We start from the raw sequence: 13,766 nt of genomic DNA on the forward strand, positions 1-13,766 counted from the left end.
TTACGAAGACTTTATCTTAGGGGAAAGCGATTCCAAAAACTGTAATAGTTCACTTGCTGCACTTTGTTCCGCATAACGTCGACTTTGTCCATGTCCGACAGTCACGGGAGCACCTTCGACATGGCATTCCACCGTAAAGGTTTGGTTATGTGCTTCACCTTGAGTGGCAGTCAAAGTATATGCAGGCAAAGGTAAGTGCTTAGCTTGCAGTAACTCTTGCAACCTTGTCTTAGGATCTTTTAAGGTATCCTTAGGAACTAGTGTTGTCAGGTAAGGCTCATACCATTGCAGCACAACATCTCGTACAATATTTAAATCGGATGAATCTAAATACATTGCACCGATCAAAGCCTCAACTGCATCAGCTAAAATAGACTCACGGCGATGACCACCACTTTTCATCTCCCCGCTACCTAAAATAAGATACTCTCCCAGCTTTAAATCCTTGGCAATCGCGGCCAGTGAGTCTTGCCTCACTAATGTCGAACGCAGACGTGTCAGACGTCCTTCATCCTCGCTTGGAAAGCGATCATAGAGATAGCAGGCAATAATGACGCCCAATAGTGCATCACCCATGAACTCAAGCCGCTCGTAATTGGATTTTGAACTCACCGAGCGATGGGTCAGTGCTTGTTGGCATAGTTCAAGCTTACTGAAACGATAGCCTAAAGCCTTTTGTAATCGAACAACTTTTAAGGACTCAGTCATGAAAAAAACGCACTGCTATTTATACTAACCTGTTGGTACAATTAATTTCCCGCCTGAATTGACTTTTGATCAAATATCTTTTTGAAATGAATGACCAAATCAATATTTGCAATAAAGTTTTTGCGGACTTCATATTGCTTAACCACCTCAATACCACCATCGGTAGTTACCGTTAAATAATCGCTAACCTTAACATCGCGAATGCCATTCATATCAAACTGTTGACTAAATTCGCGCATAAGTGCTTCTGGATTACTATCGGTCGGTGCTGCTTTTAGGCGCTCGGTTATAATCTTATTCATCGTGAAATCATCGAGATAGACACCGCCTACAGCTAAAGTAAATTGAACGCTTATAAATGCAATAAATAAAATTGCAACAATACCCCAGTATGACATCCCTTTTTGTCCACGCATGTTACGCCCCTGTCTGCGCTATTAAATAGAAAAAATCTTAAGTCTTTAGTTAATCACACCATTACGACTAAAGCTAGGTAAATGCCAGCCCGGTTCTTTATGCATCCACACATAAACTGCACGACCAGCTAAATTTTCTTCAGGGACAAAACCCCAAAAGCGGCTATCTGCACTGCGATCACGATTATCACCCATCATGAAATAATGCTTAGCAGGAACTGTTACCTCCCAGTGGTGACCATTACTCGCAACAAATGCGCCATTATTAAGCGAATTGACAAATGGTGCTTGTGATGCCGACCATACGCCAGAAAGTTCGCGAGTGATATGGCTGTGTGTTCCCATTTGTTCACGGGAGAACTGCTCATAAGCTGGGTCACCCATATCTGGTAATGCAACTTTTGCAACCTTCTCACCATTAATGGTCAAATTTCCTTCGTCATAAACAATTTTGTCACCAGGTAATCCTACTAGGCGTTTAATGTAATTTGTCGAAGGGTTGAGCGGATAGCGAAATACGACTACCTCTCCCCGTTTAGGTTCACCGCTGTCTAAAATTTTGGTATTTGTGATAGGCAAACGGACGCCATAATCAAATTTATTAACGAGAATAAAATCTCCAGTCAACAACGTCGGGTTCATTGATTCAGATGGAATATTAAAGGGTTCAAATATGAATGAACGGACAATCAAGACGAGTGCAAGAATTGGGAAAAAATCATAACCCCAACTCACCCACATGCTTTCTGTGGCAATTTCACCCGATTTAACGCGCTTGCGCTGTTTGAGTACTAATTTATCCAGCAACCAGATTGCAAAAAAAATCAGTGTTGCAGGAACCAGTATCAGATTAAAGTCAAAATCCATTGCAGCACAACCTTCTTTTAAAAGCCCATTTTCATCGATGAATTAAAACCAAAGGATTTTGTTGCAATCGTACCCTTGGCTCAATTAACTTATTTCTTGTCGACTTGCAATACAGCAAGGAACGCCTCTTGTGGAATTTCAACACTGCCCACCTGCTTCATGCGTTTCTTGCCTTCTTTTTGCTTATTTAACAGTTTTTTCTTACGTGACACGTCACCGCCATAACACTTGGCCAAAACGTTTTTACGCATGGCTTTCACGGTAGAGCGCGCAATAATCTGGCTACCGATTGCCGCTTGAATAGCGACATCAAACATTTGACGAGGAATCAAATCCTTCATCTTCTCTACCAAGGAGTTTCCACGGAAACGTGCATCTTCCATGTGAGAAATCATGGCTAATGCATCCACTTTTTCGCCATTGATAAGCACGTCAACTTTAACCAAACGTGCAGGCTGAAAGCGTACAAAATTGTAATCCAATGAAGCAAAACCACGTGATACTGATTTCAAGCGATCAAAGAAATCGAGTACAACTTCGGCCAAAGGTACTTCAAAAGTCAGGGAGACTTGATTACCTAAAAACTTCAAGTCTTTTTGCACTCCGCGGCGTTCAATACACAGGGTCATCACATTGCCCAAATAGTCTTGAGGAACAAGAATATGACACTCTGCAATCGGCTCGCGTAATTCTTCTGTAGTACTTCCATCGGGCATTTTTGATGGATTATCCACCAGAATGACATCACCATTTTTCTGCACCGCTTCGTAAATAACGGTAGGTGCAGAAGTAATCAGATCAAGATTGTATTCACGCTCTAAACGTTCTTGAACGATCTCCATGTGCAGCATACCTAAGAATCCACAGCGGAATCCGAAGCCCAGTGCATCAGAAGATTCTGGTTCAAAAAAGAGTGCAGAATCATTAATTTTAAGTTTCTGTAGGGCATCTCGAAACGCTTCAAAATCGCTGGAATCAATTGGAAACAAACCTGCATACACTTGAGGCTTAACTTTCTTGAATCCTGGCAGCATTTCAACATCAGGGGTGCCGTGCAGAGTGATCGTGTCACCCACGGGAGCGCCAAAAATATCCTTAATACCTGCGATGACAAAACCCACTTCACCAGCTTGGAGATATGGTGTTTCTGAATGCTTAGGGTTAAATACCCCTACTGAAGAAACGGGATGACTTTGTCCCGTAGATTTCACCAGCATTTTGTCGCCTTTTTTAATGCGACCATGACGCACTCGTACCAACGAGACAACACCTAAATAGTTGTCAAACCAAGAGTCAATAATTAATGCTTGTAAAGGCGCCTCAGGATCTCCTGTCGGCGCAGGAATGCGCTCGACCAAAGCAACGAGTAGATCATCAATACCGATCCCCGTTTTCGCTGAAACACGTGGAGCATCATCTGCTGCGATTCCGATGATTTCTTCAATTTCTTTGATTACACGTTCTGGTTCAACTTGAGGCAAATCAATTTTATTTAAGACAGGAACAACTTCTAAACCTTGCTCAATTGCGGTATAGCAGTTTGCAACCGACTGTGCTTCGACGCCTTGGGCAGCATCGACAACCAACAATGCACCTTCACAGGCAGCTAAGCTACGAGACACTTCATATGAGAAGTCGACATGACCCGGTGTATCAATAAAATTTAACTGATAACGCTCACCATTAGGGTGATTAAAATATAATGTCACCGAGTGCGCTTTAATTGTAATTCCACGCTCACGCTCTAAGTCCATAGAGTCAAGGACTTGCGCCTGCATTTCACGATCTTGCAAGCCGCCACAGCGCTGAATGAAACGGTCAGCGAGTGTTGATTTGCCATGGTCAATATGGGCGATAATTGAAAAATTTCGAATATGCGTAATGTCAGTCACGGTATGCTTATCAGTCACGGTAGGCTTATAGGGTTCAAAAGAAAATAGTGCCGCATTCTAGCGCATTTTCTTGCAAGATGCTTCGCTTACGAAAGCGATATCGCTTTAATTCACGAGGTCTTATCTGAGTTGGTGTAGCTTTTTAATATGTATCATTTAAAAAAAAGAATCCATTAAATGCACTTACTTGACGCCATAAGCTACTTTAAATTCTGGGGGCATACGATGTGGGCGTCCAGTATCAATCGCAATACAGACCCAGTGGGTATGCCCTTCAAAAGCAAGTTTTTGATCAGATAATCGAGTAAATCGATAATAACGATGTAAGTTCAAGGCATTGTTATTATCTAGCCAAGTTTCCATCTGAACCTTTTCGTCAGGAAACAGAGCTGCTAAATAGGTCATATGATGCTCTCGGGCCACCATTGCATATCCTAAACGCTGAAAATCTTCGACGGTTATCCCTAACACATTCGAGTGGCTCCAGGCCATATCTTCCATAAGCTTTAAATAGACAGTGTTATTCATGTGTCCAAGCCCGTCGATATCTGCGGGTTGGACGGTATAGATTTTTTGAAATACAGCGGATTGAGTAGTGGTTGGTTGATGAGAGGATTGATTATTCATTCGTAGCCTACTGAGTTATATCCGAGTTAATTCATGCTGTTTTGATTAACGTTCCCTGCACGTTAATCACTGGGCAGCGATTTTGCTCAGTGTCACGGGAGAGACATTACTTGATACTAAGGCACTTTCTACATGAACCGAAATATTTTTATCAACCATGGCCGAATAACTGTCCATGCCCCAATCATTACGATTCACTGTTAGATTAGCTTTGGTATTAATCGTCACGATTTTAGATGTGGCATCAAACTTCGGCTTTTCTAATGCCATGGTAAACTCAATAGACTTGGTAACCCCAATCATTGTTAAGTCGCCGCGTACCAATGCATGTGCAGGATCAATTAAAGTGACCAGCGTACTTTTAAACCTGATCACTGGGTACTTTTCGACATTAAAGAAAGAGCTACCTTTGAGGATGTCATCACGCATCCCCGATCCAGTAGATATACTATTCGCTTGAACAGAAATAGTGGTTTCCATATGTGTAGGATCAAATGCATCACCTTTAATCTGACCATCAAGGCGATCAAATCCACCATCGACCTTCATGATCCCAGCCGTAGCAAAACGAATCAGCGTTTTACTGGTATCAATCTGCCAGTCCGCTGCGAATGCTAAAACAGGACTTAGCATAAAGAGCGCAATAAAACTCATTTTTAGCGTTAATCGCTTTGAAAATATTTTTTTAAAATTTTTCATTATTCTCCGCTCCGTTTTTTTGACATTAATGACAATCCGCTTCTGAAAACACTGATTAAAACATGGAGCCATCATTTCTCACAGCATTCACAATCGAAAAAATATTAAAAAGCTACCTCTTACAGTTTTAAATCGTTTTTTTCGATCAAAAGTATAAGAATTAACGGTTAGACAAATAACTCCTCCAATTGTATCTTTGCTTCATCGAGACGACAGCATGTTTTAGTCGATTAAAACTTGGATTGTCATCGATCAAACAATTTTCTTTAACTCGATCTTTTCATCAAGACTTTAATAGACACTTTATAGAGTCGAGATTGCAAGATTACTGAAGTTCATAGCGAGGATGTCATGACAAACCCAGCAGCAACACAATCAATCACCATCAAAAATCTTGAATCGGCTTTTGCCGGTGAGTCGATGGCACATATCAAATACCGTTATTTCGCCAAGCTTGCCCGCGAAATGGGTGACGAAGAAACGGCCAAAATTTTTGAAGAGACCGCGTCTCAAGAAGTCATGCATGCTTTCGGTCATTTAGATCTACTTTATCCTAAAGCAGAAATGACATCAGCAAAAGCATTGCAAATAGCTATTGAAGGCGAAACATACGAATACACTGAAATGTATCCCCAATTTCGTCACTTGGCAATTGAAGAAGGAAACACCGCAGCTGTTGCCGAATACGATGAGCAGATTGAAGAATCGAAGGTACATGCTAGCCAGTTTAAAGCTGTGCTTGAAAAGGCAGCAAAGCGCTTTGCAGCGCTTGCAAAAGTTGAGGAGCGTCATGCCAATCACTATCAACATGCACTTGATGAATTGCTTGCACGGGGATAATGACGCTTTTTTGGTTGAATTTTTCGCCCAACAGGTCTGGTTTAAAAGACATTTTGGGGTTTTATATGGGAAATTTAGACGCTCAATGAATACCTTGGGTTTTAGATATTTAACAATCGCTGTATAATCGCGGCAAATTTGACGTACTGGCAGGACTCAAGATGTCACGATGACATCACTCCCACCGTGCGCCCTTCGGAGAAAGTAATGAAAAAGTATCAATGTATCGTTTGTGGTTGGATCTATGATGAAGCAATCGGCTGGCCAGATGATGGCATCCCAGCAGGCACTCTGTGGGATGACATTCCAGACAGCTGGGTTTGCCCTGACTGCGGTGTGGGCAAAGCTGATTTTGAAATGATCGAAGTATAATTTCTCATTATTGACCAGCCATGCTGATATTTTTTAAATCAGTACAGCCAAACGCTTTGAATTTAAGATTAAAGGCACTTGTTGCGTAAAATCTTGAAACAAAGCGTTTTTTATATCTAAATGATATATGTGCAATCTTTTTTGGTTCTATTTGCGGAAATAGCATATGGCTTTGTATTAGGAATGATATTGATCTTTTTTAATACATCGATTCCAAGCACTTAGTTTTATACTGCAAAGATGTCCCTATATTTATAGAATCAATCAAATTTAAGTAGTTGCCTTCACATGGATAATATTATGAATCCCATCGTTGTCGTTGGTTCCGGAATGGCTGGTTATACTCTCGCTCGCGAGCTACGTAAAGCCAGTGCAGAAGCACCGCTTTTGATCATCACTGCTGATGATGCTATCAACTATTCAAAACCCGTATTATCAAATGCATTAAGTGGTGGAAAGCTACCTGAACAAATTGGTATGGGCGATCACGCTAAAATGACTGAGCAACTCAAAGCGTCAATCATGGCACATACCCAAGTTTTAGAAATTGATAAAGAAAATAAAACCTTAACACTAAGAACAGATGCAGGTATCGTCACCCAACCCTATGCAAAACTGGTTTTAGCTGTTGGTGCAAGCCCAATCCGTATTCCGATTGAAGGCGATGGTACTTCGGAAGTCTATGCGATTAACTCATTAATCGACTACAAAACCTTCCATGCCTCGTTAGCACAAAAGAAAAGTAAACGAGTTCTGCTGCTAGGTGCCGGTTTGATTGGTTGTGAGTTTGCCAATGACTTATTAACCACTGAGCACGACGTCACTGTCGTCGATCTTGCGCCACGCCCTTTAGGCCGTTTATTGCCTCAGGAGGTTGCAATTGCGTTTCAAAAGCAATTAGAAGCCAAAGGGATACGCTTCGAACTTGCAACAACGGTTAAGCATATAGCGCATACAGATACTGGGCTGAGTGTGACACTTGCTAATGGCCAAACTTTTGAAGTTGATATTGTGCTTTCTGCAATTGGTTTGAAACCCAATACCGAACTTGCACATGCAGCTGAATTGGCGATTAATCGCGGTATTCAAGTCAATCAATCGTTGCAAACCAGCCATGCTGATATTTATGCAATGGGCGATTGCGCTGAAGTTGAAGGTCACTTATTACCCTATGTGATGCCATTAATGCAGCAAGCGCGTGCTTTAGCGCAAACACTAACGGGTAATCCTAGCTTGGTGCATTATCCTGCTATGCCAGTCAGTGTTAAAACGCCTGCCGCGCCCTTAGTTGTACTTCCTCCAGCTCCCCATCTTGAGGTGACTTGGAATTTTGAAGAACTCGAAGACGGTATGATCGCTAAAGCAACAATTGGTGATGTACTGCAAGGCTTTATTCTGCTTGGCCCAACAGCGACTAAGCAACGTATGGCATTGACGAAGTTGGTCCCTGACTTATTAGGTTTGCCCGCTTAATTCAATGCGAATACCAGAAAACGCCTGTACTATGCAGGCGTTTTTTTTGCTTTTTTATTCTCAATCTATACTGGGTTTAATGCATTCGCTTGACATTTAATAATCTTCTGACAATACAAATTGTCAGAAGATTATGTTAGGCTAAGTCAATACTAAGTACCTTAATACTTTAAACAACGCGTACTACACGGAAAAAATTATGTCTTCATTGCAAACGCCTATTATTTTTAGCCCATCACCTTATGCTGACTTCATGCAACAAACTACGGTAAAGGTTGGGGATCTAGATTTTCATGTTGAAATTGGTGGTAAAGAGGATGCGCCAGTCATTTTGCTAATTATGGGCCTTGGAGCGCAAATGCTGTTGTGGCGTGATTTTTTCTGTAAAGGGTTGATTGATGCAGGTTATCGCGTTGTGCGCTTTGATAATCGCGACATTGGTTTATCTAGCAAAATGCGTGAGAAATCTCCTCGTTTCAGTCAGGCTCAATTAATGGCCCGCTTCACCTTTGGTTTAAAAACAGATGGGGCGCTTTATACGCTATACGACATGGCAAACGACACCAAAGGTTTGTTGGATGCTCTGGGCATTGAAAAAGCACATGTAATTGGGGGTTCTATGGGGGGGATGATTGCGCAAATTTTGGCAGCAAATTATCCTGAAAAAGTTGCAACTTTGGGGCTATTATTCAGTAGTAATAATCGCGCCTTCCTCCCCCCACCTTATCCAAAACAGTTTAATGCTTTAACTGGTCGTCCTGATTCGCAAGATGAAGCCGGGCTAGTTAAACATTCATTGAAGTTATTTGCTGCCATTGGTACGCCGGATCAAAGTACTGAAGAAGAAAAAATAGAATTTGCGCGTACACTGTATCGACGTAGTTATTCACCAGCAGGGGTAATGCGTCAATATCTCGCAGTACTCACAACGGGTTCCCTTCGTGCGGAAGGTGAGAAAATTACTGCACCAACAATCGTTCTTCATGGTAGCGAGGACAGACTATTACCCGTTGCACATGGACGTGCGGCGGCTAAAGCGATTAAGGGTGCAAAATTTCATTTGATTAGCGGCATGGCACACGATATCCCTAAAGGCTATACTCCACTCTTAGTTAAGCTCTTTACCCAACACATTAAATCTCACTCAAAGCCATAATCTATGTCTGCTCTTCCTTCGCTCCGCCAATTGTCGTATCTGGTGACACTTGCGGAAACCTTGCACTTCACTGAAGCGGCAAAGCGCTCCTTTGTCACGCAATCTACACTGTCAGGTGGGATTATTGAGTTAGAACGTGTTTTAGGGGGCGCTTTGGTAGAGCGTAGCCGTCAAACGGTTCGCCTTACGCCTTTAGGTGAGCAAGTGGTTGAACGAGCCAGATTAATGCTTGCTGATGCAGGGGACTTGCTTAAACTTAGTCGCGAACTTGGTGAACCTTTGACGGGTGATTTGCATCTTGGTGTTATTCCAACCATTGCTCCTTTTGTCCTTGCCAAGCTATTACACGCCGTACGCACACAATATCCCAAATTAAACTTACGCATACATGAAGCTCAAAGCCAAATTCTAGTCCAAGACTTAGAAAACGGTGATTTGGATATGGTACTGCTTGCATTACCCTATCCGACTGAAAATCTTCAAGTCACTTCACTACAGACAGAGCCGCTTCTACTTGTTTGCCATGAGGATGACCTTTTAGCACAAAAAAATAATCAACGCGTTAGTCAATTACCACTCGAAGAACTCCTGCTCTTAGAGGAGGGACATTGTCTAAGAGAACATGCACTAAGTGTGTGTAGTCTAGGTGATCGCGCAAATTTAGGGGATCTAGAAGCAACGAGCTTGCCTACTTTAATCGAAATGGTTGCCGCTCAACTCGGTTTTACACTAATGCCCCAAATGGCAATTGATTCAGGTTTTTTACAAGGCTATCCGATGCTTGTGTGTCAACCTTTAATCGAACCGCCTACCCGGACTTTAGCTTTATTAGCCCGTAAAAGCACAACTCAGCAGGTTGAACTTGACGCATTAGCGAAGCTAATCCGCCAACTCCAGTAATTTTTTATGTCCATAAATATCTAATATACTTATATTAATGATCTAAAATTAAATATTAGAGTCTCCTAATGTCGCTAAGCGCTTGACGGACTATAACTTTGCGAGTAACTTCCATAAACACGCTGTAAAAAACAACAAGATTTCACATAAACTTTAATAAAGATTGTAATACAACTCAATAAAAAGACCGCCATAACATAATTATCAGTATCAGATATGGCTTAAGACGTTGAATAGTGCTCATCCAAAGGGGTTACACGATGTCGATTCATAAACTATCCATTCAATCTTATTATACTCAAGCCACGGCTCTTGCCGCTGAATATGACCACGGATACCTTAAGCCCGAGCGACAGGAAAATCTAAGAATCGTTGAAGACTGGTTACCTGATTTCTTTTCAAAAGCCAAAGTCCTTGAAGTTGCTTGCGGGACTGGATATTGGACACAATTCATTGCTCCGGCAGCCGAGCATATAGTCGCGATAGACACCGCTCCAGAAACCATACGTATGGCTCGTAAGCGCATAACCAATAGTAAAGTCTCTTTTATCGACGGGGATGCGTATGAACTTGAACATGATATCGGAAAATTCAACGCGGCCTTCGCAGGGTTCTGGTTTTCCCATATCCCCAAAGCAAGGCGTCGTGAGTTTATACTCGGACTAAATGCGTTGCTTGAACCGGGTTCAAAAGTTATTTTGATCGATAATCGGTACGTTGAAGGGAGTAGTTCTCCACTAACTCAATACGATGCTCACGGTAATACTTACCAAACTCGAATTCTTGAAGATGGTACAGCTCACCGAATTTTAAAAAATTTCCCTTGCGCTTCTGAATTCAAATCATTAATGATTGATTTGGGTCAACAATGTAAATTTACGAGTTGGGAATATTTTTGGGCATTTGAGTATAAAACTCCGTCCTAATGATGTGAAAAATCATCATTTCCAAAATGGGATCTGATGCTACATTGAGAGTCTAGATGATGAATATCTTTAAAACATGTTCTATCTGGTCTATCGTTTTTATCCCACTCATTTGCCAGGCCGCTACACTCAACGTTAAGGCTGGAGCTTGGGAGGTGACTACGTCAAGTTCAGCCAAAGGTATGACTCTTCCCGCTGAAACGCTTGCGAAGATTCCTCCAGCAATGCGTGCAAAAATTGAAGCAGGAATTAAAGCCAATCAAAAACCCCATGTGAATAAAAGTTGCATCACGCAGGCAGATCTTGATCAAAATAAAATGCTGAGCGCCAATGAGTTTGGCTCATGTACAAGGAAAGTGATTTCCAGCTCTTCAACTAAAATGACTTTAGAGAGTACCTGCCCAGCACCCCACGCCTCAACTGCACTAATCACCGTCGAGGCATTAAACCCAGAGAATATGATCGGAACGATTGATATCACCGCAGCATCAGTAAAGACACATATTGATATTAAAGGGCATTGGTTGACATCCAATTGCTCAGGTATAGAGGAGCGACCAAACTGGAAAGCGAAAATGGAGTCTTATCGTCAACAGTTGCCACAAAACAGCAAGTAATTTTTATTTTAGAAAGATGAAGCTGAATAAATATCCAGCTTCATACGCTGCATCCTCTAGGACTAGCGTGCTAATTTCTCAAGCAGTATTGATTGAGCCATATGTAATGGCTCCCCTTCTTTAGGGACGACACGCTCCCATATACCTTCTTTGGTGAGATTCCAAGCTTGTTGATTATCTTCAAGATAGTTCTGCAGACCTTGTTGAATAATCCGACGACGCAGATGCCCATTGTCTATAGGGAAACACACCTCGACGCGAGAGAATAAATTACGATCCATCCAATCGGCACTGGCACAATAGACCTTCGGTTCTCCACCACTTCCGAAGTAATAAACACGGGTATGCTCTAGAAAGCGACCGACAATTGAACGTACGTTAATATTATCAGACAATCCTGGAACACCTGGGCGTAAACAGCAGGTAGAACGAATAATCAGCTCAACTTTTACACCGGCTTGCGAGGCTTTATAAAGCGCGTCAATCAATTGGCGCTCAGTCAAAGCATTTACTTTAACAATGATGTGCCCACCTTTGCCAGATTTGGCAAAGCCAATTTCTTCATCAATATATGCAAGAAGTTGCGGATGTAGAGTGAACGGTGCATGTAATAATTTCTGTAATTTTGCAGCCTTCCCCATGCCTGTAAGTTCTTGGAAAATTTTATGGACATCTTCAGATAACTGCGGATTTGCCGATAGTAAACCGTAATCGGTATACATCCGGGCATTGCCAGCGTGGTAGTTTCCTGTTCCCAAGTGTACATAACGGGTCAGTTTGTCACCTTCGCGACGCACAACTAAAATCATTTTAGCATGGGTTTTATAACCAACAATTCCATAAACGACGACAGCTCCTGCTTCTTGCAAGATGTTGGCGACTTCCATATTAGACTCTTCATCGAAGCGTGCACGAAGTTCAATAATAGCGGTTACTTCTTTGCCTTGACGTGCGGCATCAGCCAAAATTTGTACAATCTCAGAGTCAGCACCGCTGCGGTACAGCGTTTGCTTGATTGCCAAGACCTGTGGGTCACGCGCGGCTTCACGGAGAAAATTGATAACTGGTGCAAAAGATTCAAAAGGGTGATGAATTAAAATATCTTGCTTTTTAATTGCGGCAAAAATGTCTTCAGAGCTTTTTAACGCCGCAGGCATTGCCGGTGTGAAGGATTTATAGCGCATTTTAGGTCGATTAAAGTTCGACAATAGACGTGCTAAATTTACGGGACCGTTCACTTTATATAATTGAGTTTGATTCAAACCAAAACGACGTAGTAAATATTCAACGATATTTTCAGGGCAATGGCTAGTGACCTCAAGACGTACAGCCCGTCCAAAGCGGCGAGAACTCAGTCCGCCTTTCAATGCTTTGGCAACGTCTTCAGCTTCTTCATCAAACTCTAAGTCAGCATTTCGCGTGACACGGAATTGATGACAACCAGTGGCTGACATTCCTGGGAATAACTCACTCACATGTTCATGAATAATTGCCGACAGCATTACATGATGTTCAAATCCGCCGGTTAAATGATCTGGCAAACGAACTACACGTGGAAGTGAGCGTGGTGCCGGAACAATTGCAAATTTTATATCGCGGCCAAAAGCATCTTTACCATCTAAGGTAACGATGAAGTTCAAGCTTTTATTGACCAAGCGAGGAAATGGATGCGCAGGATCCAAGCTAATTGGTGTTAGTACAGGTAAAACTTGTTCGCGAAAATATTGATGAACCCAAGTCGCTTGGTCATTAGTTAGCTCTTCGCGGCGCAAGAAGCGAATATTTTCTTCGGCAAGTGCGGGTAATACTTCTTCATTTAAAATTCGGTATTGACGATCAATTGCGGCATGTGCTGTTTCTGAAATTTTTGCAAGGATCTCCGATGGATGCATGCCATCAGGAGTCGTTGTATCATCACTATAACTCAACTGCTGCATCAAGCCTGCAACGCGCACTTCAAAAAATTCATCCATATTACGTGAGAAAATGAGCAGGAAAACCAAGCGCTCAATGACCGGGTGTAATGGATCAACAGCCTGCTCAAGTACGCGTAAATGAAAGTCTAATAAGGACAGATCGCGATTCAGATAGCGAACGCTTTGATCGTATTCAATCGCTTCAGAAGTTTGGACGGCCTGATTCATGATATTCCTAGCTTTTCAAATAAGTATGGTCAAAATGGGGTGAGTATATGCAGGTTGCTGGTATCGAAATCTGTTTGAAATAGTGTTTTAACAATCATTTGCATGTTTCCTCTCTATTGTGGAGATGGA

General features: G+C 42.1%; 14 protein-coding genes. 7 read left to right on the forward strand and 7 right to left on the reverse strand.

All coding sequences use genetic code 11. From position 1 onward, the window contains the following. The 6 genes from rnc to HYN46_RS07830 form a co-directional block, all read right to left on the reverse strand. Window positions 1-708, reverse strand: coding sequence for a ribonuclease III (gene rnc, locus HYN46_RS07805; protein WP_114898856.1), 708 nt, complete (start codon window positions 706-708; stop codon window positions 1-3). A 41-nt stretch (window positions 709-749) separates the two neighbouring features. Further along, window positions 750-1,124 carry a DUF4845 domain-containing protein gene (locus HYN46_RS07810; protein WP_114898857.1) on the reverse strand — a complete coding sequence of 125 codons (375 nt, stop codon included), beginning with the start codon at window positions 1,122-1,124 and terminating at the stop codon, window positions 750-752. A 45-nt stretch (window positions 1,125-1,169) separates the two neighbouring features. Continuing rightward, a complete protein-coding gene (gene lepB, locus HYN46_RS07815) occupies window positions 1,170-1,991 on the reverse strand; it encodes a signal peptidase I (protein WP_114898858.1) in 822 nt (273 codons plus the stop codon). An 89-nt stretch (window positions 1,992-2,080) separates the two neighbouring features. Continuing rightward, window positions 2,081-3,901, reverse strand: coding sequence for a translation elongation factor 4 (gene lepA, locus HYN46_RS07820; protein ID WP_407640778.1), 1,821 nt, complete (start codon window positions 3,899-3,901; stop codon window positions 2,081-2,083). Window positions 3,902-4,066: 165 nt separating this feature from the next. Further along, window positions 4,067-4,510 carry an acyl-CoA thioesterase gene (locus HYN46_RS07825; RefSeq protein ID WP_114898859.1) on the reverse strand — a complete coding sequence of 148 codons (444 nt, stop codon included), beginning with the start codon at window positions 4,508-4,510 and terminating at the stop codon, window positions 4,067-4,069. Window positions 4,511-4,576: 66 nt separating this feature from the next. After that, the gene (locus HYN46_RS07830) at window positions 4,577-5,209 is read right to left on the reverse strand and encodes a YceI family protein (RefSeq protein ID WP_162818120.1); all 633 of its coding nucleotides are present in this window, start codon (window positions 5,207-5,209) and stop codon (window positions 4,577-4,579) included. 351 nt (window positions 5,210-5,560) lie between these two features. Between HYN46_RS07830 and HYN46_RS07835 the strand changes: the two genes are divergently transcribed. The 7 genes from HYN46_RS07835 (at window position 5,561) to HYN46_RS07865 (ending at window position 11,493) form a co-directional block, all read left to right on the forward strand. After that, window positions 5,561-6,049, forward strand: coding sequence for a rubrerythrin family protein (locus tag HYN46_RS07835; protein ID WP_114898861.1), 489 nt, complete (start codon window positions 5,561-5,563; stop codon window positions 6,047-6,049). Window positions 6,050-6,256: 207 nt separating this feature from the next. Continuing rightward, on the forward strand, window positions 6,257-6,421 hold the full coding sequence (gene rubA / locus HYN46_RS07840; protein ID WP_114898862.1) for a rubredoxin RubA: 165 nt from the start codon (window positions 6,257-6,259) through the stop codon (window positions 6,419-6,421). A gap of 300 nt (window positions 6,422-6,721) precedes the next feature. After that, entirely contained in the window at window positions 6,722-7,894 is a 1,173-nt protein-coding gene (locus HYN46_RS07845; protein ID WP_114898863.1) for an NAD(P)/FAD-dependent oxidoreductase, read from the forward strand. 208 nt (window positions 7,895-8,102) lie between these two features. Further along, entirely contained in the window at window positions 8,103-9,050 is a 948-nt protein-coding gene (locus tag HYN46_RS07850; protein ID WP_114900677.1) for an alpha/beta fold hydrolase, read from the forward strand. Window positions 9,051-9,053: 3 nt separating this feature from the next. Further along, window positions 9,054-9,950: a hydrogen peroxide-inducible genes activator gene (locus tag HYN46_RS07855; RefSeq protein WP_114898864.1), complete on the forward strand. Its 897-nt coding sequence runs from the start codon at window positions 9,054-9,056 to the stop codon at window positions 9,948-9,950. A gap of 260 nt (window positions 9,951-10,210) precedes the next feature. Continuing rightward, window positions 10,211-10,876, forward strand: coding sequence for a class I SAM-dependent methyltransferase (locus HYN46_RS07860; protein WP_114898865.1), 666 nt, complete (start codon window positions 10,211-10,213; stop codon window positions 10,874-10,876). 59 nt (window positions 10,877-10,935) lie between these two features. Then, window positions 10,936-11,493, forward strand: coding sequence for a DUF3617 domain-containing protein (locus tag HYN46_RS07865; protein ID WP_228254934.1), 558 nt, complete (start codon window positions 10,936-10,938; stop codon window positions 11,491-11,493). Window positions 11,494-11,555: 62 nt separating this feature from the next. Here the strand turns inward: HYN46_RS07865 and ppk1 are convergent, their stop codons facing one another. Further along, the gene (ppk1, locus tag HYN46_RS07870) at window positions 11,556-13,637 is read right to left on the reverse strand and encodes a polyphosphate kinase 1 (protein ID WP_114898867.1); all 2,082 of its coding nucleotides are present in this window, start codon (window positions 13,635-13,637) and stop codon (window positions 11,556-11,558) included. Between the last annotated feature and the right edge of the window lie 129 nt (window positions 13,638-13,766).

This window comes from Aquirhabdus parva (assembly GCF_003351745.1).
Lineage (GTDB): Bacteria > Pseudomonadota > Gammaproteobacteria > Pseudomonadales > Moraxellaceae > Aquirhabdus > Aquirhabdus parva.